Below are 26,643 nucleotides of genomic sequence, written 5' to 3'. Positions count from 1 at the left end.
CCGACGCCGACGATCGCGTCAGGCGCTGGCGAGAAGCGGAAGTGGCCGGGCGAACTCGATCCGGTTCCGACCCAAGGCCTTGGCCGAATAGAGCGCGCGGTCCGCGGCGGAGAGCAGGCTGGGCAGGTCCACGCCGTCGGCGCCCAGTTCCGCCAGTCCGACGCTCACCGTGGCACGGATGTTGCCGCTCTCGCCATGGACGGTGCCGGCAAAGCGTCGCGCTACCGCTTCGCCGATCTCGCTTGCCCGACTGCCATTCTGTCCCGGCAGCAGCGCCGCAAATTCCTCGCCGCCCAACCGCACCAGCAGGGTCCTGCTCCCGATCGTTTCCTGCGCGATCGCAGCAAAGGACTTGAGGACCTGGTCCCCGGCAGCGTGACCATAACGATCATTGATGGACTTGAAGTGGTCCAGGTCGAACGCGAGCAGCGAGGCGCACGTGCTGTCGGTCAGCATGGCAGCCCCGTCCTCGAAGAAGCGCTGCCGGTTGCCGAGTCCCGTGAGAAAGTCGGTGCGCGAGATTGCAAGGAGCTTGGCCTGCGCCTCTTCGCGGACGAGCGCCAGCAGTGCCATGGGCATCGCCATCGAGTAGAGCACGCCCTCGTACAGCGTCGCTTCCGCCAGCGACGGCAGGATCTCGTCGCCATAGATGCTCGCCAGCACCGGGAGCACGAGCGCTCGGAACGCGTAGAAGAGGGCATGCCCTCCGGCGATCGCGACCGGAATAGGGAGCGATCGGAGTGGCCGCAGCGTGTGGCTGCGCGCGAGCCGCCATGCGGTCAGCCCGCAAACCAGGGCAATCGGCAGCGCGGAGCAATAGTTCCAGAAGATCGATCGGGCGTCCGAACCGACGCTTGCCCATGCGACAGCGACGAACAGAAGAAGCGCCACGGACTTGCGCGCGTAGCGATGCCCGTCCAGTCGCTCTACGCCGTTCAGGACCAGCAGATATCCGGACAGGATGACGAGGTTGCTGAGCGCCCAGCCTATAGCACCCGGGAGATGGGTTCGCCCGATCGCGAGCCCGCACCCGACCGCCAGAACCGCGTACCCCGCAGCCCAGGTGCCGAGTTCGGCAGACCGCTCCGCCCTAGCCTGTCGTTCCCAAAGGGTCATCCCCGCACCGACGAGCAGCGTGCCGATCGCCAGACCGTAAAGGGTGAGAAGGTCCAATTGCATCTCGATACAGCCCCCTGAAGGCTGCAATAGCGCAATCGAGATGAAATTTCCACGCCCGTGGAACCGGATGGTCGCTGCCGCGTTTCGCGCGCCCGTCGGCATTGTTGCCGCCGTACATCGTGGCGGAGAGGGTGGGATTCGAACCCACGGTGAGCGTGAACCCACGGCGGTTTTCAAGACCGCTGCCTTAAACCACTCGGCCACCTCTCCGCACACAGCGCGCTTACGGCGGCTGGTCGGGTTTGTGCAAGCCTCTCGACGCTTAGGGGTTTCGCCCGGGCTCTCCGCTGTGGCACAGAGCCGCTTCACGTGCGGGAGCCGAGTATGCGTAGATGGGGCAAGGGGCTGCTCGCCCTTGCGGCGATGATGTCGATCAGCAGTTCGGCGGCAGCCCAGGACGAGGCGGGGTTCCAGGCCTATCTTCAGGGAGTGGCAGCAAAGGCACGTTCCCAGGGTGTGAGCGAGCGCGCGATCAGCGCCGTCCTGAACGGGCTCACCTACAATCCGCGGGTCGTGGAACTGGACCGCGGTCAACCCGGTGGGACCAGCAACAGCGTTCCCGCCTTTGCTCCGTACAAGGCCCGTCATGTCGACGCCGTCCGCATCAACCGCGGGCGCGAGGCGTATCGCGCACAGCGCCCGAAGCTGATGCGGATCGAGCAGGAGACCGGCGTACCCGAATCGATCATGGTCGCGATCTGGGGCCATGAGACCAACTACGGCGGCTACACCGGCAACTTCGACCTGCCGCGCTCGCTCGCGACCCTCGCCTATGAGGGGCGTCGTCGCGCGCTGTTCGAGCCGGAACTGATCGCGACCATGAAGATGGTCGACCGCGGGGTTCCGCGCGATAGCCTGAAAGGCAGCTGGGCAGGGGCGACCGGCTATCCGCAGTTCCTGCCGTCGATCTACCTTCGCCTCGCACGCGACGGCGACGGTGACGGCCGGGCGAACATCTGGACCAGCGCAGCCGATGCTCTGGCCTCGATCGGCAATTACTTCGTCAATGCCGGCTGGCGCCCCGGACAGCCCTGGGGTGTCGCGGTGAACGTTCCCGCCAACCTGAACCGGGGGTCGCTCACCTCGCCGACGCGGTCGCCGCGGTGCCCCCGCGTGCATGAGCGGCACACGCGCTGGCGGAGCATGGCCGAGTGGCGGCGCCTGGGCGTCGTCCCGCAATCCGGCCGCTGGCCCGACGACACCATCCAGGCGACGCTTCTCGAACCGGACGGTCCGGGGAACACCGCCTATCTCCTGACCGGGAACTACCGGGTGATCCTGGATTACAACTGCTCGAACTTCTACGCGCTGTCCGTGGGGCTGCTTGCCGATGAAGTCGCACGCTAGCGCGTTGGGAGTGCTGCTGCTGGCGGGGTGCGCGGCGAACACGCTGCCGCCCGCGCCGCAGCAGCCCCCAAGCGACCCCACGTTCTCTGCCACGCCGTCGACCTCCGAGGCTCGCTACGATGCTGTGGGCTGGACGAATACGACGGCCGCGCCGGATGTCGACGGCGCCGTGTTCGTCGTCCATCCGACGCTCGCTGCGGGCAGCTTCGTCGAGCTCACGCTGCTCGACGGCGGCCGCACGACGGTGATGAAGGTTGGCCGGAACGCCCCGGTGGCTCCAGGCTATGTCCTGGCCCTCTCGTCGGTTGCTGCACAAGCGCTCGGCGTCGGATCGGCGCCGGCGGCCGTGCGGGTAAGGGAGGTCGTGCCGCCAGCCCACGAGCGTGCCGCAGCCGAAGGGGGGAGCCTGACGCGGATGGATGCGCCACAGGTGCTGCTGACGGCGCTGCGCAAGCGTCTTTCGCCAGTGCCGGCCGCGGGATCCACGCCCGTGATCGGCGCGGTGACTCAGGCGCCGATATCCCCACAACCGCCGTCGCGTCCCGGGCCCAAGCCGATCGAGATCGTCGAGCTGCCGCCGAGCCAGGTTTCGCCGCTGCCCGCAGCGCCGGTTGCTCCGCCACCTACACCCGCCTCCAGCGTGCCCGCGACCGGCGCCTGGGCCGTTCAGGTGGCTGCGCTGTCGAACGCGACCCGCGCCGAGGCGCTGGCGCGCGAGCTGGGCGGCTTCACGCGACGTACGGGGGCGCTGGTCCGTGTACGCATGGGGCCGTATTCAACCAACGCGGCCGCCGAACGCGGGCGTGCGCAAGCCGCTGCGCGCGGCTATGGTGACGCAAAAGTTATTCGCAACGACTGACCTAAGGCCCTGGACCCTACGATGAAGAAGCTGCTTACCGCCGTCCTGCTTTCCGCCGTCGCCGTCACGCCGTCGGTCGCCGCTGCGCCCCCGTTCGAGACTCCGGCGCCCGTCGCCTATCTCCAGGACCTGTCATCGGGCGCCATCCTTTATGCCAAGGATGCAGACCGCCGCATGCCGCCGGCGTCCATGGCCAAGATGATGACCGCCTATGTGGCGTTCGACCTCATCAAGAAGGGCGAGCTGAAGCTCGACCAGAAGTTCCAGGTGCGCCCCGAGACCTGGCAGCGCTGGCACGGCCCGGCTGCGGGCTCGACCATGTTCCTGTCCGTGAACGAGCAGGTCAGCGTCGACGACTTGCTGAAGGGGATCATCACCCTGTCCGGCAACGATGCTTGCGTGGTCCTGGCCGAAGGCGTCGCGGGGACCGAAGAGGCGTTCACGAGCCTGATGAACCAGCGCGCCAAGGAGCTGGGGCTGACCAACAGCCACTTCGGCACGTCCAACGGCTGGCCGGATGAAGGCCGCACCTATGTCAGCGCGCGGGACCTGGCGACGCTTGCATCCGCGACGATCCAGAAGTTCCCCGACCTCTACAAGCGCTTCTATTCGCTGGAGAGCTTCACCTGGGGCAAGACGCTGGGCGCGGGCAGCGACATCACCCAGGCGAACCGCGATCCGCTGCTCGGGCGCGTCGCCGGCGCCGACGGCCTGAAGACCGGCCACACCGAGGAAGCCGGCTATGGTTTCACCGGTTCTGCCGAACAGAATGGGCGACGCCTGGTGATGGTGCTGGCAGGGCTGACGAGCTTCAACCAGCGCATTTCCGAATCGGTCCGCTTTATGGAGTGGGGCTTCCGTGCATGGCGTGCCCGGCCCATCGCGAAGAAGGGGAAGCTGGTCGAAGCCGCCGATGTCCAGCTGGGTGACAGCAGCACGGTTGGCCTTGTCGCGCCGCGCGACCTGACCGTCACGGTTCCGGCGGGCGCCGCCACCGAACTTGCAGGCACGGTAGTATATCAGGGCCCGATCAGGGCGCCGATCAAGGCCGGCCAGCATATCGCCGATCTCGTCATTTCGTCGCCGGGCATGGAGCCGCAGCGGCTGCCGCTGGTGGCCGAGAAGGACGTGGACGAGGCCGGCTTCTTCGGTCGCGCCTGGGCGGGCCTGATGGCGCTGTTCGGCGCTTGAGCGGTCTGTTCATCTCGTTGGAGGGCGGCGAGGGCGTCGGCAAGTCGACCCAGACCGCCCGCCTGGCTGCCGCGTTGGAGGCGCGGGGCCTGCACGTCGTGGTCACGCGCGAGCCGGGCGGCAGCGAGGGCGCGGAAGCGATCCGCGGCCTGCTGATGCAGGGCGAGGTGACGCGCTGGAGCCCGCATGCCGAGGCGCTTTTGTTCGCTGCCGCGCGGGCCGATCACGTCGAAAAGCGCATCCGTCCCGCGCTCGAGGCGGGGCAGTGGGTGTTGTGCGATCGATATATCGACAGCACCCGCGCGTATCAGGGCGGGCAGGGGATCGACGACGCGGCGATCCTCGCGCTGCATGCCTTTGGGTCGAAGGGGCTGCTCCCGGATCGTACCCTGCTGCTGTCCCTGCCCGAAGGGGCGGGGGAGGAGCGTGCGCTCGCGCGGGACCGTGGCATCGCGGATCGCTTCGGTGCCAGGGGACCCGAGTTCCACGCCCACGTTGCGGCGGCCTTTGAACGGATCGCTGACGGCGAAGCCGCGCGTGTCCGCCGTGTCGACGCGACGGGGGCGCCCGAAGCCGTGACGGCCCGCCTGATGGATGCGCTCGCCGACATCCTGCCATGATCGAACTCGTCGGGAATCGGGCCGCGCACGACGCCTTCTTCACGGCGGCCGAGCGGGGCGGGCTGCACCACGCCTGGCTCCTGGCGGGGCCGGAGGGGGTGGGGAAGGCGAGCTTCGCCCGCGTGGCGGCGAGCCGCCTGCTTGCGCATGCGCTCGATCCCCGGGTGCCGGTTCGCGGAGGCGCGCTTTCCGAAGAGGACCGAACCGCAGCGCTGATCGCGGCGGGGTCTCACCCGGACTATCGCGAGATGGCCCGCCAGCCAAAGGACCCGGCAAAGCCCGACGAGAACCTCGCCCGCAGCATCCCGATCGCGCAGGTGCGTGCACTCCAGCCGATGTTCGCGACCAAGCCGTCGCTCTCCGAACGGCGCGTGGTGCTGATCGACGCAGTCGACGACCTGGAGACAGCAGCTGCCAACGCGCTGCTGAAGAACCTTGAGGAGCCGCCCGCCGGCACGATCTTCCTGCTCGTCAGCCATGCGCCCGGCCGCCTGCTCCCGACGATCCGCTCGCGCTGCCGGATGCTCCGCTTCGAACGGCTTTCGGATGCGGAGGTGGCGACCGTCGTGCGGGCAGCGATGCCGGACGTGAGCGATCTCGAATGCGACGCACTGGTCCGCGGGGGCGAAGGATTGCCCGGTCGCGCGCTCGCCTTCGCCGGCCTCGACGTCGCAGCCCTGGAGCGTGCGATGGCGGCGATCGCCCGCGACGGCGATCCAAGCAACGCGCTGCGCGGCAAGCTCGCCAAGGCACTCGGCGGCAAGGCCGCGCAGCACCGGTACGAAGCGTTCCTGGAACGCGCCCCGAGCTTCATCGCCGCCAGAGCGCGTGAGCGCAGTGGCGTCGCCTTGCGCACGGCGCTGGGCGCCTATGAGGCGGCACGCGCACTCGCGGCGGCAGCGCCGGGCCTCTCGCTGGACGCACAGGCAACGGTGTTCGAGATGGGCGGCATTCTTGCGCGTCTCGCAGAGCAGGACGGGCTTCAATCGCGCGGAGCGATGCACTAGGGACACGGCATGGCCGAGCCCTATTACATCACCACCGCGATCCATTATCCCAACGGTAAGCCGCACATCGGCCACGCCTATGAGATGATCGCCGCCGACGCGATCGCGCGTTTTCACCGCCAGGCGGGCCGCGACGTCCGCTTCCAGACCGGGACCGACGAGCACGGCCTCAAGATGGTGCAGACCGCACGCAAGCGGGGCATGGAAGTGCGCGCGCTTGCCGACGAGATGTCGAGCCATTTCCATGAGATGGCGGACAAGCTTGACATCTCCTATGATCGTTTCATCCGGACTGTGGAGCCTGCACACTATGCGGCCAGCCAGGCGATCTGGCAGGCAATGGCCGATGCCGGCGACCTGTACCTGTCGCGCTACGAGGGCTGGTACTCCGTTCGCGACGAGGCGTTCTACGAAGAGAAGGAACTGACCGATGGGGAAGGGGGCGTTCGCCTCTCGCCCCAGGGCACACCCGTCGAGTGGACCGCCGAGGAGACCTGGTTCTTCCGGCTTTCCAAGTACCAGCAGCCGCTGCTCGATTTCTATGCGACGCATCCGGAGTTCATCCAGCCCGAGAGCCGGCGCAACGAGGTGCTGCGCTTCGTCGAGGGAGGGCTTGCCGACTTGTCGGTGTCGCGTACCAGCTTCGACTGGGGCGTGCCGGTGCCGGGTAGCCCCGGTCACGTCATGTACGTCTGGGTCGATGCACTGACCAATTACCTCACGGGCGCCGGCTATCCGGATGGTGGGGACATGGCGCGCTTCTGGCCCGCGGACCTCCACCTGATCGGAAAGGACATTGTCCGGTTCCACGCGGTCTATTGGCCTGCCTTCCTGATGTCGGCCAAGCTCGCGCTGCCGCGGCAGGTATTCGGCCATGGCTTCCTCCTCAACCGCGGGGAGAAAATGTCCAAGTCGACCGGCAACGTCATCGACCCCATGGCCCTTGCGGGGCTGTATGGTGTCGATGCGCTGCGATATTTCCTGCTGCGCGACATCAGCTTCGGCCAGGACGGGACCTTCTCGGACGAGGCGATCGTCACGCGTGCCAACGCCGATCTCGCAAACAGCTTCGGGAACCTCGCCCAGCGCACCTTGTCGTTCATCGCCAAGAACCTCGACGGCGTGCTGCCGTTGCCCGGCCGCAGTGACCCCGCCGACGACGCCTTGCTCGCCCAGGTGGCGGAGGCAGGCGCCGCATTCCGCGAAGAGTTCGCCGCCCTTTCCTTGGGCCAGGCACTGGAAAGCTGGATGCGGGGAGTGTTTGCCTGCAACCAATATATCGACGCACAGGCGCCCTGGTCGCTGCGTAAGACCGACCCCGAGCGGATGCATGCCGTGCTCGGTACGCTGGTGCGGGCCATCCGCGATCTCGCGATCCTGGTATGGCCGGTGATCCCCACCTCGGCTGGTCGTGTCCTCGACCAGTTGGGCCAAGATGCGCGCGATCATGCCGCGCTCGCTGACTTCGATTGGTATATCCGTGCGGCGGACGCGGGGTTACGCATTGCTCCGCCCGCACCGATCTTCCCGCGGCTCGTCCTGGAAGAGGCTGCGGTATCCGCATGAAGCTCGCCGACAGCCACTGCCACCTGAACTACAAGGGTGTCTTCGAGCAGCAGCCGGAGGTGCTGGCGCGCGCGCGGAACGCCGGCGTGGTGGCGATGCTCAACATCTCGACGCGCGAGAACGAGTGGGACGCAGTGATCGCCACTGCCGAGCGTGAGTCGGACGTCTGGGCGACCATCGGCATTCACCCGAACGAAGCGGACAGCTACCCGGAGGTCGATACTGAGCGGCTTGTTGCCCGTGCCGCCCATCCTCGCGTCGTAGGCATCGGGGAGACCGGGCTGGATTACTACTACGAGCACTCGGATCGTGCGCGGCAGCAAGCGAGCTTCCGCAGCCATCTTGCCGCCTGCCGGCAAACCGGCCTTCCGGTGGTGGTGCACACGCGGGATGCCGAAGCGGATACCGCGGCGATCCTGACGGAAGAGCTGGGGAAGGGGAGCTTCCCCGGCGTGATCCATTGCTTTACCGGCACTGCCGAGTTCGCGCGCCAAGCGCTAAACCTGGGCTTCTACATCTCCATCTCCGGCATCGTGACGTTCAAGAATGCGCGCGATCTCCAGGAAACGGCGCGCTGGCTGCCGCGCGAGCGCCTGCTGGTGGAGACCGACGCGCCGTTCCTGGCGCCGGTGCCGCATCGCGGACGCCCCGGCGAGCCCGCCTATGTCGCGGACACCTGCCGCTTCCTTGCGGAACTGCGCGGAGAGGACGTCGAGGGGCTGGCAGATACCACCCGCGCGAACTTCCACGCGCTGTTTGCGAAAACGATCGCGTGAAGATCCGCATCCTGGGCTCCGGCACTTCGTCGGGCGTGCCGCGGCTTGGCGGAGACTGGGGAGCATGCGATCCGACGGAGCCCCGTAACCGGCGCACACGCGTGTCGGCACTGGTCGAGACGGACACCACGCGCATCCTGATCGATACCGGTCCCGACATGCGGCAGCAGCTGCTCGACGCCGAGGTGACAGACGTTGATGCGGTGCTCTGGACCCACGACCATGCCGATCACTGCCATGGCATCGACGACCTGCGGCAGCTGTTTCATCTGCGCGGACAGCCGGTACGCGGCTATGCCCGTCCTGAGACACTGGCAGTGCTGCGGGAACGCTTCGGCTACGTCTTCTTCGGCCGCAATGGCTACCGGGCAACCGTCGACGCGCAGGAGCTCCCGGACCGGCTGCGGATCGGCGACATCGACATTTCCGTGACCGATCAGCCGCATGGGGCGATCCGGTCCGCAGGCCTTCGCTTCGAAAGTGGTGGTCGTTCCGTCGTTTACGCGACGGACTTCAACGAAGTGACAGACGCGATGCTTGCGCTTTACCGAGGGTGCGACCTGATGGTCGTCGATGCGCTGCGGGATGCACCGCATCCGACCCATCCGACGGTGGACGAGGCGCTGGCGCTGATAAAGGCGTGCGGTGATCCGCGAGCGGTGTTGATCCACATGGACCACAGCCTGGATTACCGGGCGCTGCTATCCCGGCTGCCTGCGCACGTCGAGCCCGGCTTCGACGGCTTGGAACTGGCCGCTTGAGCCTGGAGAGCAGCGCCGAGCTGCTCTGGGGCATCGGAGCGCTGGTGCTTGCTGTATCCGCGCTGATCGCCCGCCGGCCGAGCAGAGGTACGATTGTGCGCTCGTTGTTGGCGTGGCTGCTCATCGGCGCACTGATCGTTCTGGCGGTGGTGAGTGTGCACCATCTCAGTGGTACGGCTGAGGAGAACGAGGGCAGCACAGGCTCCGGTAGCGCAGCACTCGTTCTATATTCAGCCGCGCGTTAACATAATGCAGATTACCGGTCTGATGTATTCTTCGGAAGTGGGGTCGTTTTGATGATCGAGCGGTTGGTCAGGATCATGGCACGCCTTCGGGATCCTGAGCATGGCTGCGAATGGGATCGCGCTCAGACCTTCGCCACGATCGCGCCGTACACGATCGAAGAAGCCTATGAGGTTGCGGACGCAATCGCCCGCGGCGACGTCCCGGACCTAAAGGAAGAGCTCGGCGACCTGCTGCTGCAGGTCGTGTTCCACAGCCGCATTGCCGAGGAAGCCGGCCAATTCGCCTTGCCTGACGTGGTTGCGGCGATCAGCGACAAGATGGAGCGCCGTCATCCGCATATCTTCGGCGACGCCACGGCGAGCCCCGGCTGGGAAGCCATCAAAGCTGCGGAACGCGGCGCAAAGAAGACGAACGAAAGTGGCGGCGCGCTGGGCGGCGTTGCGCTCGGCCTGCCGGCGCTCAGCCGCGCCGAAAAGCTCCAGAAGCGGGCCGCACGCGTCGGCTTCGACTGGCCGGATGCGAGCGGTCCCCGTGCGAAGATCGACGAGGAACTGCTTGAAATCGAAGGTGCTCCGCCGACGGAATTGGAAGAGGAAGTCGGCGACCTGCTCTTCGCCGTCGTGAACTGGGCCCGGCACCTCGGAGTCGATCCTGAGGCAGCGTTACGGAGCGCAAATGCCAAGTTCGAGCGCCGCTTCGCTGCCATGGAGGCACATGCAGGACCGTCGTTTCCAGACCTGACCTTGGACGAAAAGGAAGCGCTCTGGGCCGCCGCCAAGACCGCTGAGCGCTCGTAAGTGAGACGGTTCCTCACTCAGCGTGTGAGGAACCGCTCATAGTCCGTTGGCGCCATGCGGACATCGTACAAGGCGCTTGAACCCTCCATCCAATGGTCGATTACCTCGCCATGGGCGTGCAGCCACGCCGCGCTGGCGCCGTCTTCCGGGGCCAGGGCGATGCGATAGCGCCGATGTCCTTGGGTCAGGCGATCGGCGATGGTGCGAAGGAGCGTGTCCACCCCCTCCCCGGTCAGCGCTGAGATTGCGACGACATCGTCGCGGCGCGACGCCTCGCCTTCAAGCTCCGTGCGGTCGTCGGCCTCCAGAAGGTCCAGCTTGTTCCAGGCTTCGATCCTGGGCGTGGCTTCGTCCACGCCGATCTCGGAGAGCACCGCCTCGACATCGTCCGCTTGAGCTTGGGTGTCCGGATGCGCGATGTCGCGGACGTGGACGAGCAGGTCGGCCGAAACGACCTCTTCCAGGGTCGCCTTGAACGCTGCAACGAGTTGAGTCGGCAGCTCCGAGACAAAGCCCACCGTGTCCGACAGGATCACCTTGTCCACGCCCGGCAGCGAGATTTGCCGAAGCGTTGGATCGAGCGTCGCGAACAGCAGGTTCTCTGCCATCACCTCCGCCCCGGTCAGCCGGTTGAACAGCGTAGACTTGCCGGCGTTGGTATAGCCGACCAGCGCGACGACAGGCCAAGGCGCCCGCTGCCGGCGATCCCGGTGCAGCCCGCGGGTGCGCGACACGCTCTCCAGCTCGCGCCGCAGCCGCGCCATGCGGTCGCGGATCAGGCGGCGGTCGGCCTCGATCTGCGTCTCACCAGGACCGCCCAGGAAGCCGAAGCCGCCCCGCTGCCGTTCGAGGTGGGTCCAGCTGCGAACAAGGCGGCCGGCCTGATAGTCCAAGTGGGCAAGCTCCACCTGCAGGCGTCCCTCGGCCGTGCGCGCACGTTCACCGAAGATCTCCAGGATCAGGCCGGTGCGATCGATGACCTTGCAGCCAAGGCCCTTCTCCAGGTTCCGCTGCTGGATCGGGGTGAGGGCGGCATCAAATACCGCGAGCTGCAAGTCCTGGTCGCGGACCGTTTCGGCGAGCGCGTCGACCTGCCCACTGCCGATCAGCGTGGCGGCGCGCGGTTGTCGTACGCGCAGGGCCACGCGCTCTTGCACTTCGACCCCGATTGCCAGCGCGAGCCCCGCCGTCTCCGCGAGACGAGCGTCGGCATCGCGCGCCGATCCACCCATGTCCGGGAGCACGATCAGCGCACGCGCGCCGCGCGAAAACTCCTCGACGTCGCGTTCGAACCCGCCGCTCAATCTGCGTCCGATCCGGCCTGTTCCTCGGCCAAGTTCAGCGGATGCGCCGGCTGGATCGTCGACACGGCATGCTTGTAGACCAGCTGCGAGACACCGTCGCGCTGCAGCAGCATGCAGAACAGGTCGAAGGCTGCAATCTGCCCCTGCAGCATCACGCCGTTGACCAGGAACATGGTAACGCTCTCGTGGTTCTTCCGCACCGCGTTCAGGAAAATCTCCTGAAGCAGCGCGTTGCGAGAGCTTTGCTCCGCAGCGGCAGCTACGATCGGGTCAAGATCGACCTGCCCTGCGGGCATGATGGTGGAAATGGCGTGCTTGTAGATCAGCTGCGACTGTCCGTCGCGCCGCAGCAGCACCGAGAAATTATCGAACCACGTGACGATGCCCTGCAGCTTTACGCCCTTCACGAGGAACATCGTTACTGGTGTCTTGGAGCGCCGAAGCGCGTTGAGGAAGAGATCCTGGAGCGAGCTCTGCTTCTCGGCCATGTCCTGCCCTTTGTTTTTGGCGGGTTCTCCCGCATTGCCCCGTCCCCGCGACGGTGCGGGGCTGACTTAGGACGCGGAAGCGGCCGCGTCCACCATGCTACTCGTCGCCGCGGGTTTCGGTGATCCCAAGCAACTTCAGTTTCCGGTGAAGCGCGGAACGCTCCATGCCGATGAAGCTCGCAGTGCGCGAGATGTTCCCTGAGAAACGCCGGATCTGCACCCGCAGATATTCCCGCTCGAACGACTCCCGGGCCTCGCGGAGTGGCGCCCCCATGATGGCATTGGCACCCAGTCCGCCGCTCCCCTCGCCGGGCGTACCGAGCACTTCCGGAGGAAGCAGGTCCACGTCGATCCGGCCAATGCGGTTGCCGGGAGCAAGGATCACGGTACGTTCGACGACATTGCGCAGCTGGCGGACGTTGCCCGGCCACTCATAGGATTGCAGCGCCACCATCGCATCGGGAGCGATCTCCGGCGTCGGCACCCGCCGCTCGGAGGCGTAGTGCGCCACGAAATGCTCCACCAGCGCCGGTATGTCCTCGCGGCGCTCGGTGAGCGCCGGGATCACGACCGGAACGACGTTGAGGCGGTAGTAGAGGTCTTCGCGGAAACGGCCCTCCGCAATCTCGTCCTGCAGGTTCCGCGCGGTGGCTGAGACGACCCGCACGTCCACCTTGACGACGCGCTGGCCTCCGACGCGTGTGAAGCTCTGATCGGTCAGCACCCGCAGGATGCGGGCCTGGGTCGCGATCGGCATGTCGGCGATCTCGTCCAGGAACAAGGTGCCGCCATGCGCCTGCTCGAGCAGACCCGGGCGGACGAGCTCACCGCCCTCCTCCACCCCGAACAGCTCTTCTTCCACGCGCTCGGGCGTCATCCGCGCGGCGCTCACGATCACAAAGGGCGCAGCGGCGCGCTGGCTCCAGCCATGAAGCAGGCGGGCCGCGACTTCCTTGCCGATGCCGGGGCCGCCGGTGATCAGCACGCGGCTGCCGGTGGAGGCCACGCGCTTGAGCGTCGCGCGGACGGTATTGATCGCCGCGGAACTGCCGGTGAGGTCGTCCTCACGACCTGCCGAAGCACGCAGCGAGGCGACCTCGCGGCGCAGCCGCTCGGTTTCGGTCGCGCGTTCTACCAGGAACAGCAGGCGCTCTGCCTCGAACGGCTTCTCGATGAAGTCGACGGCACCGCGACGGATCGCCGCCACCGCAGTGTCGATGTTGCCGTGGCCGGAGATCACCAGCACAGGAAGCGTGGGGTCCCGCTCTTTGATGACGTCGAGCAGTTCGAGCCCGTCCAGCCGCGAACCCTGCAGCCACACGTCTAGCAACACCAGTGACGGACGCCTTGCGGCGATCGCCTCCAGCGCTGCATCGCTATCGGCAGCACCCCGCGTTTCATAGCCCTCGTCTTCCAGCACACCGGAGACGAGATCGCGGATGTCGGTTTCGTCATCGACGACAAGAATATCGAGCTTCATGAGCGGAGTGTTCCGTTACGGGTAAGCATTGCCTGGCGTTGAGACTCTTCGGGGGCGGTATAGCCCGAAGCTGCCCCCTCTCCCTCCAGTGCTGCAAGGACGTTCAGGTCGAGTGTGATGGTGACGACGGTGCCGCCCCCGGGACGATCGCCGAAGCTGATGCTGCCAAAATGCTCCTCGACGATCTTCTTGACGATGGCGAGGCCGAGGCCCGTGCCCCGTGCACGCGTGGTCATGTACGGCTCGACGATCCGATCCCGCTCCACCGGAAGGCCGATCCCGTTGTCGCTGACCGTCAGCTGCAACTGATCAGCGCCGATTTCCTGGAGGCTGACGCAGACCTCCCCCTTGGGGGAGTTTTCCGGCCGCCCCTCAACCGCTTCGACGGCATTCTTGACGATGTTCGTGAGTGCCTGGCCGAACTGGCGGCGATCGCAGACAACGGGCGGAAGTCCCTCCTCGGCGACCAGGGTGAAGGTGATGTCGGGATGGGCAACTTCGTGCAGGAACACCGCTTGGCGCGCGATGTCGAGCATCGACTCTTCATGGAAGACGGGCTTGGGCATGCGGGCAAAGGACGAGAACTCGTCGACCATCCGACGCAGATCGCCCACCTGCCGCACGATCGTATCGGTGAGCTTTGCGAAGGTGCCGTCGTCATTTTCGATCTGCCGGCCATATCGCCGCTTGAGCCGCTCGGCGGCGAGCTGGATCGGGGTGAGCGGGTTCTTGATCTCGTGCGCGATGCGGCGCGCCACGTCCGACCAGGCGGCGCGCCGCTGGTCCAGCAACTGCTGCGTGATGTCATCGAAGGTCAGGATGAAGCTGCCATCGTCCCGCGTGATCTTGACGGCCAGCGTCTTCGCCTCTCCCCGCGCCTGCAGCTGGACGATCGCCTCCCGGGCGTCCCCCGCGAGCGTCGCATCGAGTTCGGCAGCCACGGCAGCAAGCGGTTTTCCGACTGCCGCGGCCGCATCGACCCCCAGCAGATTGGCAGCAGAGGCGTTGATCACCCGGATGGCGCGATCGGGCCCGACCGAGATGACGCCGGCGCTGACGCCGGACATCACCGCCTCAATGAGGGCGCGTCGGCTGTCGATCTGTTCGTTCGCCTTCACCAACGCGCTCGTCTGCTCGTTCAGCCGCTGGGTCATCAGGTTGAAGGCGGTTGCGAGGGTGCCGATCTCGTCCATCCGCCGCGGAATGGCGACGCGCGCGGTCAGGTCGCCGCCCGCAACCCGGTCTGCGGCTTGCACCAGTTCGCCAACGGGGCGCACGAGGCGATCCGCCACGACCAGCGCCACCCACACCGCGAGCCCCACGATCATCAGTGAGATGACGAACAGCGAGATATTGAACCGCAACTGGATCGAGCCGGATCGGCCGAGAAATGCCTGGTAACTCTTCAGCATCGTCTCCGCACGACCGGACAAGGCCAGATATTTGGTCATGTCCCACTCGCGCCCGCCGTACAGGTACAGGTTGTCGACGCCGGGGATGCGAGTGACCGACCGCGAACGACCGTTCTTGATGTCCGTGATGGCGTCGCTGTTCGACAGCGCGCGGACCCGGCTCATGTCGAACTCCGTCGAGAGATCGCGATCCGTGGGGTTGTAGAAGAGCTGTGTCTGGAGTTCTCCCTTGGGAGAGATGGAGAAGATGACCGCTTCCGACAGGTTCCGGTAGTAGGCCTGCTGCGCAAAGAACTGCTGCACCTCCAGCTGGTCCGTCGGATACTCCCGGAGGACCGGGCCGAGGTCACCCGCCATGGTCACGACTTCGTTGCGAACGTAGCTGAGGATCTGCCGGTAGCTTTCCTGCGTCAGCGCGCGGGCATCGACCAGCATGCTGCGCGCCTGGTCGGAGAACCAGAACTCCACGCCCGTCTGGAACAGCAGCGATGCGAAGATGGTGACCAGCAGCATGGGGACGCTTGCCAGCAACGAGAACATCGCGACGAGGCGCACGTGCAGCGCGCCGCCGCCTCCGATTGACGCTGCGCGCTTCTTGGCCGCGCGACGCCCCAGCAACACCAGCAGCGCCATGCAAGGCAGCAGGTTGGAGACGAGGAGCAGCGCCATCACCGGAGGGGTGAGCAGATGCTGCCGCTCGCCTCCGGACAAGACGAAGTAGCTGCCGACACCCACCGCAATGGCGATTGCCAGAACGCCGAACTCTATGGCTGGAACGAAGCGCGTCGGGAGCGTGAAGCTCCGCCTGTTCTCCATCCTCGCGCCATTGACCATCCGCCATGGCGTACAACGTTACTGTTGCCGAGAAAACACATATTCGTCCGCGTCGGACGGATGGAGGCTGCTCAGCGGGGGAGCGTTCGGGCCATCCCCGGCTCGATCGCCAGGTCATCCAGGCGCTTGCGCAGCGTGTTGCGGTTGATGCCCAGCGCCCGCGCAGCCCGCAACTGGTTGTTGCCGTGCCGCTCCAGCATCGCCTCGATCAACGGACGCTCGACCTCCGCGATCACCCGATCGTAAAGGGTGCCGTCGTCCAGCGCCTGCGGGCTATCGTTGGCGAGGCGCCGGAGAAAGGCGCGGACCGCCCCGTCGATCGCCCCTTCCCCCTCGGCAGGCGCAAGGCTGCGCGTACCGTCGCCGAAGGAACCGCGGAGTTCGTCGGCGCTGATCCGCTCGTCCCGTCCCAGCACTGCGCAGCGCCGCATCAGGTTCTCGAGCTCGCGAACGTTGCCCGGCCAATCATGCCCCTCCAGCGCGGCGACGGCGTCTGCGGAAAGGGACCGGCGCGGAAGTCCTTCCTCCGCTGCGCGATTCAGGAAATGCCGAGCAAGCAGCGCTATGTCCTGCCGCCGCTCCCGCAGCGCCGGCAGGGCAACCGGCACCACGTTCAGACGATAGAACAAGTCTTCGCGGAACGCATTCGCCTGCACCAGGGACGCAAGATCCCGGTTGGTTGCCGCCACGATGCGAACGTCGGCGCGGATGGTCCTGGCACCGCCGACGGTCGTGAACTCACCCGATTGCAGCACGCGCAGGAGGCGCGTCTGCGCCTCCATCGGCATGTCGCCGATCTCGTCGAGAAACAGCGTACCGCCCGCGGCCCGCTCGAACTTGCCAGCGACGCGCTGAGCAGCGCCGGTAAAGGCACCGCGCTCATGCCCGAACAGCTCCGCTTCGATAAGCTCTCGCGGGATCGCCGCCATGTTGAGCGCGATGAAGGGCGCCCGACGTCGCGGTCCGAGGTCGTGCAGGGCGCGGGCGACGAGTTCCTTGCCCGTTCCCGACTCGCCGGAGATCAGCACTGTCAGGTCGCTGGAAACCACCCGGGCGATCACCCGATATACGTCCTGCATCGCGGGCGAGCGCCCGATCAGCGGGAGATTGGCGTCGATGGCCTCGCCCGGATCCGCGGGTGCGCTGGTACGCCGAGCGAGCGCCGCCTTCACCGCCATTCCGAGCACGTCCAGGTCGAAGGGCTTGGGAAGATAGTCGAAGGCACCGGCCTCGTTCGCCCGCACCGCCGTCGTCAGCGTATTCTGCGCAGAGAGCACGATGATCGGCAGGCCGGGGTGCTCGGCCCGCAGCTTGGTCGCCATCTCCAGCCCGTCTCCATCCGGCAGGACGACATCGGTGATCAGCACGTCCGGCAGCGCAGCCCCGATCTCCGCCCGAAGCTGCGTGAGGGAGGCAGCGGCCGAGACCCGATAGCCGTCGCGCCGCAGCGCCTGCGCGATGACGGTGCGAATGCTCGCGTCATCGTCCACGACCAGAACGGAGGCGTCGATCATGCGTCGGGTGCTCTCGGCAAGAGGATACGGAAGACGGTGGAGGGCGGCTCGCCTTCGCGTGCGTAGCGGATCACGCCGCCGAGCTCGCCGACCAGTTTCTCCACCAGCGGCAGCCCGAGTCCACGTCCCTCCCGCTTTCCGGAGACAAAGGGTTCGAACAGATGCTCCGCGAGATCGGGAGGCGCGCCAGGACCGTTATCGATCACGCACAACTCGATCGGCAGCGGCCGGCTTGGTTTGCCGCGCCCCCCGCTCACGGAAACGCCATGCCGGTATGCCGTCGCCAGCGTGATCCGGGGTGCCGCCGTCTCGCCTAGCGCCTCGGCAGCGTTCTTCAGGAGGTTGAGCAACAACTGCACAAAGGCGTCGCTCTCGAGCAGCACGTCGGGAAGCGAGGGATCGAACCGCTCCTCGATGAGAATCCTGCTCGCGAACCCGGCGGCAGCGATCTGCCGCGCATGCGCGATCAACGGATAGATGTTGCGCGCTTCGAGTGTCCGAGGCCGCTGGTCGGTGAAGTCCTCCATCCGATCGATCAGAGCGGCGACCCGGTCGACCTCCGCCGTGATCAGGCTGGTGAGCTCCCGCCGCTCGTCCTCCTGCCCCACCTGCGCAAGCAACTGCGCGGCGCCCCGGATCCCCGAAAGCGGATTCTTGATCTCGTGCGCGAGCATCGCGGCAGCGCCGATTGCCGCCCGGGCTCCACCTCGGTCCCCCGCACTGGCAAAGCGGCGCGACGCCCCTTCCGGATGGATGGTGACGATGCGCCAACCCGGCTGCTCCGGCAGTGCCCCCTCGACATAGTCGGCGCGCACCGGCCCTGTGCGATCGAGCACGAGTTCAACGTCATATGCGGCGAATCCGTGCCCGTCGCGGCGTGCCGCGGGTTCGGCCGGGAGGCGGACAAGCAGATCGACCGGCTGGCCCTGCATCGCGCGTTCCGAATGGTTCAGCAGGCTCTCGCAGGCGCTGTTCGCATGCGCAACGGTTCCATCCGGTCGCACCACCAGCGCCGCCACCGGCAACGCCGCGAACCAGTCCGCCGGACCCGGCTCTCCGATGGACGGTGCGGCAGTGCCGCTTGTCATGTCGATACGGCTCAAGCAGCCGCGCGAGAGCGCCAGGGGGCGTAGAACTCGGCCAGCATCCGCCGGACGACGGCCGGATCCGCCTCTTGGTTCACCTTGTTGCGGAACTCGGCAGACCCATGCAGGCCGCGCGTGTACCAACCGATGTGCTTGCGCATCATGTTTACACCCACTTCGGTGCCATAATGCTCCAGCATCATCTCGTAATGCTCTGCAATCAGGAGATATTGCTCGTCGAGCGTCGGATCCGCCCGCTCGGTTCCGTCCGTCAGCGCGTCCATCGCCTGCCGAAGGAGCCACGGGCGTCCATAGGCGCCGCGACCGATCATCACGCCATCGGCGCCGGACTGGTCGAGCGCCTTTCGCGCATCCTCGACGGAGCAGATGTCGCCGTTCGCGATCACCGGGATCGACACGGCGTCCTTCACGCTGCGGATGAACGCCCAGTCCGCCTCGCCCTTGTACATCTGGTTGCGGGTGCGGCCGTGGACCGTCACCATCCGCGCGCCGAGATCCTGGGCAATCCGGGCGAGTTCCGGCGCGTTGAGGCTGCTGTGGTCCCAACCCATCCGCATCTTGACCGTGACGGGCAGCTTCACCGCCTTCACCGTCGCGTCGATGAGTGCCGCGGCGAGCTTCAGGTCGCGCATCAACGCCGATCCGGCGTCGCCGTTCGTCACCTTGCGAACCGGGCAGCCCATGTTGATGTCGATGATCGCCGCGCCACGCTCCTCGCTGAGCTTCGCGGCTTCGGCCATCTCCGCGGGCGTGCAGCCGACCAGCTGCATCGACACCGGCTCTTCGGCCGGATCCCACGCTGCCTTCTGGATCGACTGGCGAGTCTCGCGAATGGCCGCCTGGCTGGCGATCATCTCGGTGACGTTGAGACCGGAGCCGTATCGGCGCACAATACGTCGGAACGGCAGATCGGTCACGCCCGTCATGGGCGCGAGGATCACCGGCGCGGAGACGGTCACGGGACCGATCTGGATGGGAGCGAGGGTCTGCATCGGATGTGCCTGAAAAACGGGCAGCCTGTACGCGACTGGGCCGCACTAGGCAAGGCTGGCGGCGCGCAGCCGCTTGCGCTAACCGGCGCCGCATGAACGGCCATCGCACGGTCGCGCTGATCGTCGCCGCAGGTCGTGGCGAACGGTCCGGCAGCGCGCTTCCCAAGCAATTCGCATCGGTCGCCGGTCGGCCGATGGTGGCGCACAGCCATGCCGCCCTCGCCGGCCACCCTGCTATCGATCACGTTCTGGTGGTGACCGGTGCCGATCAGGTGGAGGCGCTGGAAGCCGCTCTCGGCCCGGTGCCCCACGTCGAAGGCGGCGCCACGCGCCGTCTGTCGGTGCTCGCAGGTTTGGAGGCGATCGCGGCAACGGGGGGCGCCGACCGGGTGCTGATCCACGATGCGGCGCGTCCGTTTCTGAACGCCGACGTCATCGACCGGCTGCTGAGCGCGCTGAATGCTGCGCCGGGGGCGGTGCCGGTGCTGCCGGTGGCGGACACCGTCGCACGGGCCGTCGGCGATGCACTAGGCGAGGTCGTACCGCGCGAAGAACTGGTGCGTGTCCAGACACCGCAGGCATTCGCCTTTTCCGCTATTCTCGCGGCGCACCGCGGCTGGGCTGCGGAGGTCGAGCCGACAGATGACGCACAACTGCTGCGCGTCGCCGGAGGCAAGGTCGTGCCGGTGATGGGAGATATCATGCTCGAGAAAGTCACCTATCCCGGCGACTTTGCCGCGGCCGAGGCGCGCGCTGCGGTCCGCTTCCGCGTCCGCAGCGCCACCGGCTACGACGTCCATCGACTCGAGGCGGGCGAGGAACTGTGGCTCGGCGGCATCCGGATCCCGCACGATCGCGGCCTCTCCGGCCACAGCGACGCAGACGTGGGGCTCCATGCCCTCACCGACGCGCTGCTGGGGACGATCGGTGCCGGCGACATCGGCACGCACTTTCCCCCCAGTGACCCGCAGTGGAAGGGGGCTGCATCCGACCGTTTCCTGGTTCATGCCGCCGACCTGATCCGCGCGAAGGGCGGGATCATCGACTTCGTCGACCTGACGCTGATCTGCGAGGCTCCGAAGATCGGACCGCTTCGCGAGGCGATCCGCACCCGGATCGCAGACCTGCTGGTGCTTTCCGAGGACCAGGTGAGCATCAAGGCAACCACCACGGAGCGGCTGGGCTTCACCGGCCGCGGCGAGGGCATCGCCGCCCAGGCGATCGCCACCGTCCGGATCCCGGAGGCAGGATGAAGCCCTTTTTCTCAGCGGCGCTGGCTGCGCTACTCGCGACGGCAGGAGCCGCGCAGGCGCAGACCAACGCCTGTGTCACCCGCGCCGAAGCGGAGGCGCTGGTACTGTTCGTCGCCCCCGACCTGATCCGACAGACGGGGCAGCGTTGCGCGGCCGCGTTGCCGGCGACGGCCCTGCTGCGGCAGACGAGCGGTGCGCTTCTCTCGAAATATGAGGCCGAGTCCGAGCGTGCGTGGCCGGAGGCTCGCAAAGCGCTGCTCAAGATCGCTGGTCCGGACGTGAGCCAGATGCTCGACTCCGCCTTTGCCAAGCCAATGATCGGAGCGCTGGTCGCGCCCCTCGTCACGGGCGACCTGAAGGCGAAGGACTGCCCCACCGTGGAACGGGCGCTGACGCTGGTGCAGCCGCTCCCGGCTCGTAACACCGCCGCACTGCTCGTGCTGTTCGCGCAGGCCGACGCCGCAAGCCCGCGCCCGATGATGCGCTTGCCGGTCTGCCCGGCCGGCAAGGAATAAGAAGATGGATACTATTCTCCCCTCCCCGCTCGTTGAGGCCGCGCGCCGCGTGGTCGAGGAAAACCGTGCTGCCGGCCGCCGCATTGCCGTTGCGGAAAGCTGCACCGGCGGCCTCGTCTCTGCGGCGATCACCGCCATTCCCGGCTCCTCCGAAGTGTTCGAGGGCGGGCTGGTTACCTATTCCAACGAACTGAAGGCGAAGGTGCTGAACGTCAGCACCGACGTTCTGGAGACGTTCGGCGCCGTGTCGATCGCGACCGCCTGGAGCATGGCACAGGGTCTGATCGAAGTGACCGACGCCGATGTCGGCGTGGCGATCACCGGTGTCGCCGGGCCCGGCGGCGGAACGGAGAAGAAGCCGGTGGGAACGGTGGTGTTCGCACGCGCCGAGCGCGGCGGCGATCCCCAACACGTGATGGCGGACTCGCGCCATTTCCCCGCGGCAGACCGCGGGGACGTGCGGCTTCAGGCAGCGCTGTGGGCGCTTGAGCTGCTGCTGCCGGGCGTCGGGCTCGAGGAGGAACTGCCCCCCGCGCCGTAAAGCACGGCGGCGCGTTCCTCGAAGGCGCCGATCATCTTGCGAAGCGCACGATCGAACACCTGCCCGGCGAGAAGTTCAAACATGCGGTTCTTGAACGCGAAATCGACGCAAAAGTCGACCAGCGTGCCGCCCTGCCCGTCCGACCGGAACTTCCAGTCGTTGTTCAGATACTTCAACGGCCCATCGAGATAGTCGACGCGGATGTGGCCCGGCCGCTCCTTGGAAACCTTCGAGGTGAAGGTCTCACGCAGGCCCTTGAAGCCGACGACCATGTCGGCGACCATCTCGCTTTCGCTGTTCGAGCGGACACGCGTCGCGCTCACCCAGGGCAGGAACTCGCCGTAGCGACCAACGTCGGCGACGAGTTCGAACATCTGTTCCGGCGTGTAGGGCAGATGGCGCGTTTCAGAATGGCGCGGCATCGCGTTCAGCCCCGCGCCACGCCGAGCTTGGCCTCGCGTGCGGCGCGCATCTTCTCGAAGTCGTCGCCCGCATGATAGCTCGACCGCGTGAGCGGCGAAGAAGCGACCAGCAGGAATCCCTTCGCGCGCGCGATCGCGGCATAGGCGTCGAACGCCTTTGGCGTCACGAACTCAGCCACCTTCGCATGCCGCGGCGTCGGCTGGAGGTACTGACCCATGGTCAGGAAATCGATGTCGGCCGAACGCATGTCGTCCATCACCTGGTGGATCTCCAGGCGCTCCTCGCCCAGTCCCAGCATCACGCCCGACTTGGTGAAAATCGACGGATCGAGCTTCTTCACGCTCTCCAGCAGCCGCAGCGACGCGTAGTAGCGCGCGCCCGGGCGGATCGTCGGATAAAGCCGCGGCACCGTCTCCAGATTGTGGTTGTAGACGTCCGGCCGGGCGGCAACGATCGCCTCGACCGCCGCCTCATGCTTGTTGCGGAAGTCAGGCGTCAGGATCTCGATGGTCGTCGTGGGGTTGGCGTTGCGGATCGCCTCGATCACCTTCACGAACTGCTTCGCACCGCCATCCGGCAGGTCGTCGCGATCGACCGAGGTGATGACGATGTGGTTCAGCCCCATCTGAGCGGCGGCATCGGCGACGTTCTGCGGCTCCATCGGATCGACGGCGCGCGGCATGCCGGTCTTCACGTTGCAGAAGGCGCAGGCCCGGGTGCAGGTGTCGCCCAGGATCATCACCGTCGCGTGCTTCTTGGACCAGCACTCGCCGATGTTCGGGCACGCCGCTTCCTCGCAGACGGTCGTCAGGCTCTTGGACCGCATCAGCGCGCGCGTCGCGGCGAAACCGGCCGAAGTCGGCGCCTTGACGCGGATCCAGTCGGGCTTGCGTTCGCGGGGCGGGCGGGCGAGCGGCGTCATCTCGTTCATGGGCGCCAGATAGCGCTCGCGGGGCGCTCCCACAACCGCCGAGCGCCGCAAGTGAGCTTGCCCTGGGCGCACGCGAAAGGCCGCGCGCAGAAATCGTTTGTTACTCGCCTCGCCCCGCGGGCTTTGATAGTCCGGCCCCTATGACACGCATGACCGACCTCATCGAAGGCTATTACCGCTTCCGCGGCGGTGAATGGCAGGAAGAACGCGAGCGCTGGGCGGAGCTCAAGACGGGCCAGTCCCCGCGGGTGATGATCATCGCCTGCTCGGACAGCCGAGTCGATCCGGCGACCGTGTTCGGCACCCGGCCCGGCGAAGTGTTCGTGGTCCGCAACGTGGCGAACCTGGTGCCGCCGTTCGAAGTCGGCGGCGGCCGCCACGGCGTTTCCGCGGCACTCGAATTCGCCGTGACCAAGCTCGAAGTCGAAGAAATCCTCGTCATGGGCCACGGTGCCTGCGGCGGCGTCAACGCAGCGCTTACCCGTAGCCTGGAGCATGCTGCGCCCGGCGAAGGCGGCTTTGTCGCTCACTGGATCGACCTCCTCGACGAAGCCCGCGACCGCGTTCTCGCGCAATATGGTGACGGCCCTGAGGGCCAGGCCGCGCTGGAGCAGGAAGGCGTCCGCGTCTCCATGGCCAATCTGATGACCTTCCCGTTCGTCAAGGAACGGGTCGAAGACGGCCGCCTGAGCATTCATGGCGCAGTGTTCGCGATCGCCGACGGCAAGCTGCGCGTCCGCGACGAGAACGACGTCTTCTCGGCAGCCTGACCGTTAACCGCCGGCGAGTTGGTCCCTGAGGGTGGCCAACTCGCCGGTCAGCGGCGGCGGGTCCATTGGGACCGCCCTTTCCAGTCGCTCGGCGATCGCGGTGAGTGCCGCGATCCGAGCGGCTTTTTTGTTGTTTCCGTCGATCGCGATCCATGGCGCCTGCGGGGTGTCGGTGCGGGCGAACATGTCCGCCATTGCCTCCAGATAGTCCGCGCGCCGGCTGCGGTTGTGGAAATCGTCTGGCCCCGTTTTCCAGCGTTTCCAGGGATCATCGATCCGGGCGCGCAGCCGCTCGTCCTGCTCCTCCTGCGTCACATGCACGAAAAGCTTCACCAGCGTAGTGCCGGACGCGACCTGCTGCGCCTCGAACGCGTTGATCTCGCCATAGGCGCGCTGCCATGCGTCGGGGGTAGCGAGCCTCTCCACCCGCTCCACCAGCACGCGTCCATACCAGCTGCGATCGAACAGCGCGATCGAGCCCACCGGCGGAAGATCGCGCCAGAACCGCCAGAGGAAATGGCGGGCGCGCTCTTCGTCGGTCGGAGCCGCGACGGGATGGACCCGAAAGTGCCGAGGGTCCCAGCGGGCCGTCAGCCGCTGGATGATCCCACCCTTGCCCGCAGCATCCCAACCTTCGAACATGACGATAGCGGAGCGGCCATGCACGATGTGCGCGACCTGGATGTGCTGGAGCCGCTTCTGAAGCGCCTTCAAATCCTCGTCATAGTCGCCATGGTATTTGGCGCCGGTCTCGTGATCGGAAAGGCAGAGGGTCATGCCGCTACAAGCGCGCGAGCCCCCGTGCCGTTCCGCACGCCCGCCGGCGCACCATACGCGCCGGCGAGCTCGAGATCAGCCTGCCGCCTTCGGCGCCACGACTTCGGCGGTGTCCTTCTTCGCCGTGTCCGCGGTCACCCGGATGTTGAGCTCGCGCAGCTGCTTGTTCGAGACGAAGCTCGGCGCGCCCATCATCAGATCCTCGGCCTTCTGCGTCATCGGGAAGGTGATGACCTCGCGGATGTTCGGCTCGTCGGCCAGCAGCATGACGATGCGATCCACGCCCGGTGCCGAGCCGCCGTGCGGCGGGGCGCCATACTTGAACGCGTTGATCATGCCCGCGAAGTTCGCGTCGACGTCCGCCTGCGAATAGCCGGCGATCTCGAACGCCTTGTACATGATTTCCTGACGGTGGTTCCGGATCGCGCCCGACGACAGCTCGATGCCGTTGCAGACGATGTCATACTGATAGGCGAGGATGTCGAGCGGGTCCTTGCTCTCCAGCGCCTCCAGCTCGCCCTGCGGCATCGAGAAGGGGTTGTGGCTGAAGTCGACCTTCTTGGCGTCCTCGTCATACTCGAACATCGGGAAGTCGACGATCCAGCAGAACTCGAAGCGGCTGTCGTCGATCAGGCCGAGCTGGTCGGCGACGCGGGTGCGGGCAAGGCCCGCGAGCTTGGCGGCCTGCGCTTCCTTGCCGGCGGCAAAGAACACGCCGTCGTCCAGCCCGAGGCCCAGCGCCTCGGCGATCTTGGCCATGCCTTCCTCGCCGTGGTTCTTGGCGATCGGGCCGCCCCACTCGCCGCCCTTGCGGGTGGCATAGCCCAGACCGGCGAAGCCCTCCGACTGGGCCCAGCTGTTCATGTCGTCGAAGAACTTGCGGCTCTTTTCGGCCGTGCCCGGTGCCGGCACCGCGCGCACCACGTCGCCCGCTTCCACGATCGACGCGAAGCGGCCGAAGCCCGAGCCCTTGAAGAGCTCCGACACGTCGGTGATGATCAGCGGGTTGCGAAGGTCGGGCTTGTCGTTGCCGTACTTCAGCATCGATTCGCGGTACGGGATGCGCTTGAACGGCAGCGCGCTGACGGTGCGGCCCTTGCCCTGCCAGTCGGCGAATTCCTCGAAGACGCCGTGCAGCACCGGCTCGATGGCGGCGAACACGTCGTCCTGCGTGACGTAGCTCATCTCGAAGTCGAGCTGGTAGAACTCACCCGGCGAACGGTCGGCGCGGGCATCCTCGTCGCGGAAGCAGGGCGCGATCTGGAAATAGCGGTCGAAGCCGGCGACCATCAGCAGCTGCTTGAACATCTGCGGCGCCTGCGGAAGCGCGTAGAACTTGCCCGGGTGGACGCGGCTCGGCACCAGATAGTCGCGCGCACCTTCCGGCGACGAGGCGGTGAGGATCGGCGTCTGGAACTCGGTGAAGCCCTGGTCGATCATGCGACGGCGAAGCGACGCGATCACCTGCGCGCGCAGCATGATGTTGGCGTGCACCTTCTCGCGACGCAGGTCGAGGAAGCGATAGCGCAGGCGGATGTCCTCGGGATATTCCGCGTCGCCCGCCACCGGCATCGGCAGTTCCTGGGCCATCGACTGGACGGTCACGGCGCGCGCGAACACCTCGATCTCGCCGGTGGCGAGGTTCGGGTTCACAGTCGCCTCGCTGCGGCGCTTCACGACGCCGTCGATGGTCACGACCGATTCCGCGCGCAGCGACTCGAGCGTCGGCAGCGCCGGCGAATCGCTGTCCGCGACGATTTGGGTGATGCCGTAATGGTCGCGAAGGTCGATGAAGAGCACACCGCCGTGGTCGCGCTTCCTGTGCACCCAACCCGACAGGCGGACTTCCTGGCCGTCGTTGTCGGCGTCCAGCTGGCTGCAGTTGTGCGTACGATAGGCGTGCATAGTGCAATCTCTAGATTGCGCCGCCCAGCGTGAGCCGGGATTTCGCAAG

General features: G+C 66.8%; 25 protein-coding genes, 1 tRNA gene and 1 pseudogene. 14 read left to right on the top strand and 13 right to left on the bottom strand.

What is annotated here, in order from left to right; all coding sequences use genetic code 11:
- Nucleotides 1-18 precede the first annotated feature (18 nt).
- On the bottom strand, nucleotides 19-1,179 hold the full coding sequence (locus tag VPH46_RS01565) for a diguanylate cyclase (RefSeq protein WP_416608287.1): 1,161 nt from the start codon (nucleotides 1,177-1,179) through the stop codon (nucleotides 19-21).
- A 120-nt stretch (nucleotides 1,180-1,299) separates the two neighbouring features.
- Nucleotides 1,300-1,389, bottom strand: a tRNA-Ser gene (locus tag VPH46_RS01560).
- Between the two features lie 114 nt (nucleotides 1,390-1,503).
- Between VPH46_RS01560 and VPH46_RS01555 the strand changes: the two genes are divergently transcribed.
- Genes VPH46_RS01555 through mazG form a run of 10 tightly spaced genes read left to right on the top strand, consistent with a single transcriptional unit; the run spans nucleotide 1,504 to nucleotide 10,349 of the window.
- Complete coding sequence (locus VPH46_RS01555) at nucleotides 1,504-2,526, top strand: lytic murein transglycosylase (protein WP_416608285.1); 1,023 nt, start codon at nucleotides 1,504-1,506, stop codon at nucleotides 2,524-2,526.
- A 10-nt stretch (nucleotides 2,527-2,536) separates the two neighbouring features.
- The gene (locus VPH46_RS01550; protein ID WP_416608283.1) at nucleotides 2,537-3,385 is read left to right on the top strand and encodes an SPOR domain-containing protein; all 849 of its coding nucleotides are present in this window, start codon (nucleotides 2,537-2,539) and stop codon (nucleotides 3,383-3,385) included.
- Nucleotides 3,386-3,406: 21 nt separating this feature from the next.
- Nucleotides 3,407-4,576, top strand: a complete 1,170-nt coding sequence (locus VPH46_RS01545) for a D-alanyl-D-alanine carboxypeptidase family protein (protein WP_416608281.1) — start codon at nucleotides 3,407-3,409, stop codon at nucleotides 4,574-4,576.
- Complete coding sequence (tmk, locus tag VPH46_RS01540; protein ID WP_416608279.1) at nucleotides 4,573-5,196, top strand: dTMP kinase; 624 nt, start codon at nucleotides 4,573-4,575, stop codon at nucleotides 5,194-5,196. The genes VPH46_RS01545 and tmk overlap by 4 nt, the downstream gene beginning before the upstream one ends.
- The gene (locus VPH46_RS01535; protein WP_416608277.1) at nucleotides 5,193-6,203 is read left to right on the top strand and encodes an AAA family ATPase; all 1,011 of its coding nucleotides are present in this window, start codon (nucleotides 5,193-5,195) and stop codon (nucleotides 6,201-6,203) included. Before tmk ends, VPH46_RS01535 begins: the two co-directional genes overlap by 4 nt.
- A 9-nt stretch (nucleotides 6,204-6,212) precedes the next feature.
- Nucleotides 6,213-7,769: a methionine--tRNA ligase gene (gene metG / locus VPH46_RS01530; protein ID WP_416608275.1), complete on the top strand. Its 1,557-nt coding sequence runs from the start codon at nucleotides 6,213-6,215 to the stop codon at nucleotides 7,767-7,769.
- Entirely contained in the window at nucleotides 7,766-8,545 is a 780-nt protein-coding gene (locus VPH46_RS01525) for a TatD family hydrolase (protein ID WP_416608273.1), read from the top strand. The genes metG and VPH46_RS01525 overlap by 4 nt, the downstream gene beginning before the upstream one ends.
- Nucleotides 8,542-9,306, top strand: coding sequence for an MBL fold metallo-hydrolase (locus tag VPH46_RS01520; protein WP_416608271.1), 765 nt, complete (start codon nucleotides 8,542-8,544; stop codon nucleotides 9,304-9,306). Before VPH46_RS01525 ends, VPH46_RS01520 begins: the two co-directional genes overlap by 4 nt.
- Nucleotides 9,303-9,551, top strand: a complete 249-nt coding sequence (locus VPH46_RS01515; protein ID WP_416608270.1) for a hypothetical protein — start codon at nucleotides 9,303-9,305, stop codon at nucleotides 9,549-9,551. The genes VPH46_RS01520 and VPH46_RS01515 overlap by 4 nt, the downstream gene beginning before the upstream one ends.
- Before the next feature lie 51 nt (nucleotides 9,552-9,602).
- Entirely contained in the window at nucleotides 9,603-10,349 is a 747-nt protein-coding gene (mazG, locus tag VPH46_RS01510; protein ID WP_416608268.1) for a nucleoside triphosphate pyrophosphohydrolase, read from the top strand.
- 17 nt (nucleotides 10,350-10,366) lie between these two features.
- Here mazG and hflX read toward each other — a convergent pair whose 3' ends face one another.
- The 7 genes and pseudogenes from hflX to dusB all read right to left on the bottom strand — a co-directional run bounded on the left by hflX (nucleotide 10,367) and on the right by dusB (nucleotide 19,479).
- Nucleotides 10,367-11,653, bottom strand: coding sequence for a GTPase HflX (hflX, locus tag VPH46_RS01505; protein ID WP_416608266.1), 1,287 nt, complete (start codon nucleotides 11,651-11,653; stop codon nucleotides 10,367-10,369).
- Nucleotides 11,650-12,201 (bottom strand): annotated as a pseudogene (gene hfq, locus VPH46_RS01500) (RNA chaperone Hfq); the annotation flags it as partial. The gene hflX and the pseudogene hfq, both read right to left, overlap by 4 nt.
- Nucleotides 12,202-12,238: 37 nt before the next feature.
- On the bottom strand, nucleotides 12,239-13,621 hold the full coding sequence (locus tag VPH46_RS01495) for a sigma-54-dependent transcriptional regulator (protein WP_416608264.1): 1,383 nt from the start codon (nucleotides 13,619-13,621) through the stop codon (nucleotides 12,239-12,241).
- The gene (locus VPH46_RS01490; protein WP_416608262.1) at nucleotides 13,618-15,849 is read right to left on the bottom strand and encodes an ATP-binding protein; all 2,232 of its coding nucleotides are present in this window, start codon (nucleotides 15,847-15,849) and stop codon (nucleotides 13,618-13,620) included. The genes VPH46_RS01495 and VPH46_RS01490 overlap by 4 nt, the downstream gene beginning before the upstream one ends.
- An 89-nt stretch (nucleotides 15,850-15,938) precedes the next feature.
- Nucleotides 15,939-17,381 carry a nitrogen regulation protein NR(I) gene (gene ntrC / locus VPH46_RS01485; protein ID WP_416608259.1) on the bottom strand — a complete coding sequence of 481 codons (1,443 nt, stop codon included), beginning with the start codon at nucleotides 17,379-17,381 and terminating at the stop codon, nucleotides 15,939-15,941.
- Nucleotides 17,378-18,469, bottom strand: a complete 1,092-nt coding sequence (locus VPH46_RS01480; RefSeq protein WP_416608257.1) for a two-component system sensor histidine kinase NtrB — start codon at nucleotides 18,467-18,469, stop codon at nucleotides 17,378-17,380. The genes ntrC and VPH46_RS01480 overlap by 4 nt, the downstream gene beginning before the upstream one ends.
- Nucleotides 18,470-18,480: 11 nt before the next feature.
- On the bottom strand, nucleotides 18,481-19,479 hold the full coding sequence (gene dusB / locus VPH46_RS01475; RefSeq protein WP_416608255.1) for a tRNA dihydrouridine synthase DusB: 999 nt from the start codon (nucleotides 19,477-19,479) through the stop codon (nucleotides 18,481-18,483).
- A gap of 92 nt (nucleotides 19,480-19,571) precedes the next feature.
- Here dusB and VPH46_RS01470 point away from each other — a divergent pair, with 92 nt between their 5' ends.
- From VPH46_RS01470 to VPH46_RS01460, 3 genes are read left to right on the top strand one after another with little or no spacing between them, the layout of a single operon-like run.
- Nucleotides 19,572-20,732, top strand: coding sequence for a bifunctional 2-C-methyl-D-erythritol 4-phosphate cytidylyltransferase/2-C-methyl-D-erythritol 2,4-cyclodiphosphate synthase (locus VPH46_RS01470; RefSeq protein WP_416608254.1), 1,161 nt, complete (start codon nucleotides 19,572-19,574; stop codon nucleotides 20,730-20,732).
- Nucleotides 20,729-21,247, top strand: a complete 519-nt coding sequence (locus VPH46_RS01465) for a hypothetical protein (protein WP_416608252.1) — start codon at nucleotides 20,729-20,731, stop codon at nucleotides 21,245-21,247. The genes VPH46_RS01470 and VPH46_RS01465 overlap by 4 nt, the downstream gene beginning before the upstream one ends.
- 4 nt (nucleotides 21,248-21,251) lie before the next feature.
- Nucleotides 21,252-21,788, top strand: coding sequence for a CinA family protein (locus tag VPH46_RS01460; RefSeq protein ID WP_132883859.1), 537 nt, complete (start codon nucleotides 21,252-21,254; stop codon nucleotides 21,786-21,788).
- Here the strand turns inward: VPH46_RS01460 and VPH46_RS01455 are convergent.
- The gene (locus VPH46_RS01455; RefSeq protein WP_239434773.1) at nucleotides 21,713-22,210 is read right to left on the bottom strand and encodes a type II toxin-antitoxin system RatA family toxin; all 498 of its coding nucleotides are present in this window, start codon (nucleotides 22,208-22,210) and stop codon (nucleotides 21,713-21,715) included. The genes VPH46_RS01460 and VPH46_RS01455 overlap by 76 nt on opposite strands.
- Nucleotides 22,211-22,215: 5 nt before the next feature.
- Nucleotides 22,216-23,142, bottom strand: coding sequence for a lipoyl synthase (lipA, locus tag VPH46_RS01450; protein ID WP_132883857.1), 927 nt, complete (start codon nucleotides 23,140-23,142; stop codon nucleotides 22,216-22,218).
- Nucleotides 23,143-23,282: 140 nt separating this feature from the next.
- Between lipA and VPH46_RS01445 the strand changes: the two genes are divergently transcribed.
- Nucleotides 23,283-23,912, top strand: coding sequence for a carbonic anhydrase (locus tag VPH46_RS01445; RefSeq protein ID WP_125959639.1), 630 nt, complete (start codon nucleotides 23,283-23,285; stop codon nucleotides 23,910-23,912).
- Between the two features lie 3 nt (nucleotides 23,913-23,915).
- On the opposite strand, the gene VPH46_RS01440 is transcribed toward VPH46_RS01445, so the two are convergent.
- Nucleotides 23,916-24,689 (bottom strand): polyphosphate kinase 2 family protein, encoded by a 774-nt coding sequence (locus tag VPH46_RS01440; RefSeq protein WP_416608248.1) that lies wholly within the window; start codon nucleotides 24,687-24,689, stop codon nucleotides 23,916-23,918.
- 75 nt (nucleotides 24,690-24,764) lie between these two features.
- Nucleotides 24,765-26,594 carry an aspartate--tRNA ligase gene (gene aspS / locus VPH46_RS01435; protein ID WP_416608246.1) on the bottom strand — a complete coding sequence of 610 codons (1,830 nt, stop codon included), beginning with the start codon at nucleotides 26,592-26,594 and terminating at the stop codon, nucleotides 24,765-24,767.
- Between the last annotated feature and the right edge of the window lie 49 nt (nucleotides 26,595-26,643).

The sequence above is a fragment of the Sphingomonas sp. MJ1 (PH-R8) genome, assembly GCF_048058635.1.
In the GTDB taxonomy this organism is placed as follows: domain Bacteria; phylum Pseudomonadota; class Alphaproteobacteria; order Sphingomonadales; family Sphingomonadaceae; genus Sphingomonas.
The sequence above is the reverse complement of the archived record's forward strand: the minus strand, read 5'-3'. Positions and strand labels throughout refer to the sequence as shown.

What these genes read in the sequence shown, in the direction of transcription:
- lipA (WP_132883857.1), bottom strand. Translation starts at nt 23,142, where the DNA reads ATGAACGAGATGACGCCGCTCGCCCGCCCGCCCCGCGAACGCAAGCCC.
- VPH46_RS01465 (WP_416608252.1), top strand. Translation starts at nt 20,729, where the DNA reads ATGAAGCCCTTTTTCTCAGCGGCGCTGGCTGCGCTACTCGCGACGGCA.
- VPH46_RS01440 (WP_416608248.1), bottom strand. Translation starts at nt 24,689, where the DNA reads ATGACCCTCTGCCTTTCCGATCACGAGACCGGCGCCAAATACCATGGC.
- dusB (WP_416608255.1), bottom strand. Translation starts at nt 19,479, where the DNA reads ATGCAGACCCTCGCTCCCATCCAGATCGGTCCCGTGACCGTCTCCGCG.
- VPH46_RS01460 (WP_132883859.1), top strand. Translation starts at nt 21,252, where the DNA reads ATGGATACTATTCTCCCCTCCCCGCTCGTTGAGGCCGCGCGCCGCGTG.
- VPH46_RS01445 (WP_125959639.1), top strand. Translation starts at nt 23,283, where the DNA reads ATGACACGCATGACCGACCTCATCGAAGGCTATTACCGCTTCCGCGGC.
- VPH46_RS01565 (WP_416608287.1), bottom strand. Translation starts at nt 1,179, where the DNA reads ATGCAATTGGACCTTCTCACCCTTTACGGTCTGGCGATCGGCACGCTG.
- VPH46_RS01545 (WP_416608281.1), top strand. Translation starts at nt 3,407, where the DNA reads ATGAAGAAGCTGCTTACCGCCGTCCTGCTTTCCGCCGTCGCCGTCACG.
- VPH46_RS01555 (WP_416608285.1), top strand. Translation starts at nt 1,504, where the DNA reads ATGCGTAGATGGGGCAAGGGGCTGCTCGCCCTTGCGGCGATGATGTCG.
- VPH46_RS01455 (WP_239434773.1), bottom strand. Translation starts at nt 22,210, where the DNA reads ATGCCGCGCCATTCTGAAACGCGCCATCTGCCCTACACGCCGGAACAG.
- VPH46_RS01490 (WP_416608262.1), bottom strand. Translation starts at nt 15,849, where the DNA reads ATGGAGAACAGGCGGAGCTTCACGCTCCCGACGCGCTTCGTTCCAGCC.
- VPH46_RS01495 (WP_416608264.1), bottom strand. Translation starts at nt 13,621, where the DNA reads ATGAAGCTCGATATTCTTGTCGTCGATGACGAAACCGACATCCGCGAT.
- ntrC (WP_416608259.1), bottom strand. Translation starts at nt 17,381, where the DNA reads ATGATCGACGCCTCCGTTCTGGTCGTGGACGATGACGCGAGCATTCGC.
- VPH46_RS01535 (WP_416608277.1), top strand. Translation starts at nt 5,193, where the DNA reads ATGATCGAACTCGTCGGGAATCGGGCCGCGCACGACGCCTTCTTCACG.
- VPH46_RS01525 (WP_416608273.1), top strand. Translation starts at nt 7,766, where the DNA reads ATGAAGCTCGCCGACAGCCACTGCCACCTGAACTACAAGGGTGTCTTC.
- metG (WP_416608275.1), top strand. Translation starts at nt 6,213, where the DNA reads ATGGCCGAGCCCTATTACATCACCACCGCGATCCATTATCCCAACGGT.
- VPH46_RS01480 (WP_416608257.1), bottom strand. Translation starts at nt 18,469, where the DNA reads ATGACAAGCGGCACTGCCGCACCGTCCATCGGAGAGCCGGGTCCGGCG.
- aspS (WP_416608246.1), bottom strand. Translation starts at nt 26,594, where the DNA reads ATGCACGCCTATCGTACGCACAACTGCAGCCAGCTGGACGCCGACAAC.
- mazG (WP_416608268.1), top strand. Translation starts at nt 9,603, where the DNA reads ATGATCGAGCGGTTGGTCAGGATCATGGCACGCCTTCGGGATCCTGAG.
- VPH46_RS01470 (WP_416608254.1), top strand. Translation starts at nt 19,572, where the DNA reads ATGAACGGCCATCGCACGGTCGCGCTGATCGTCGCCGCAGGTCGTGGC.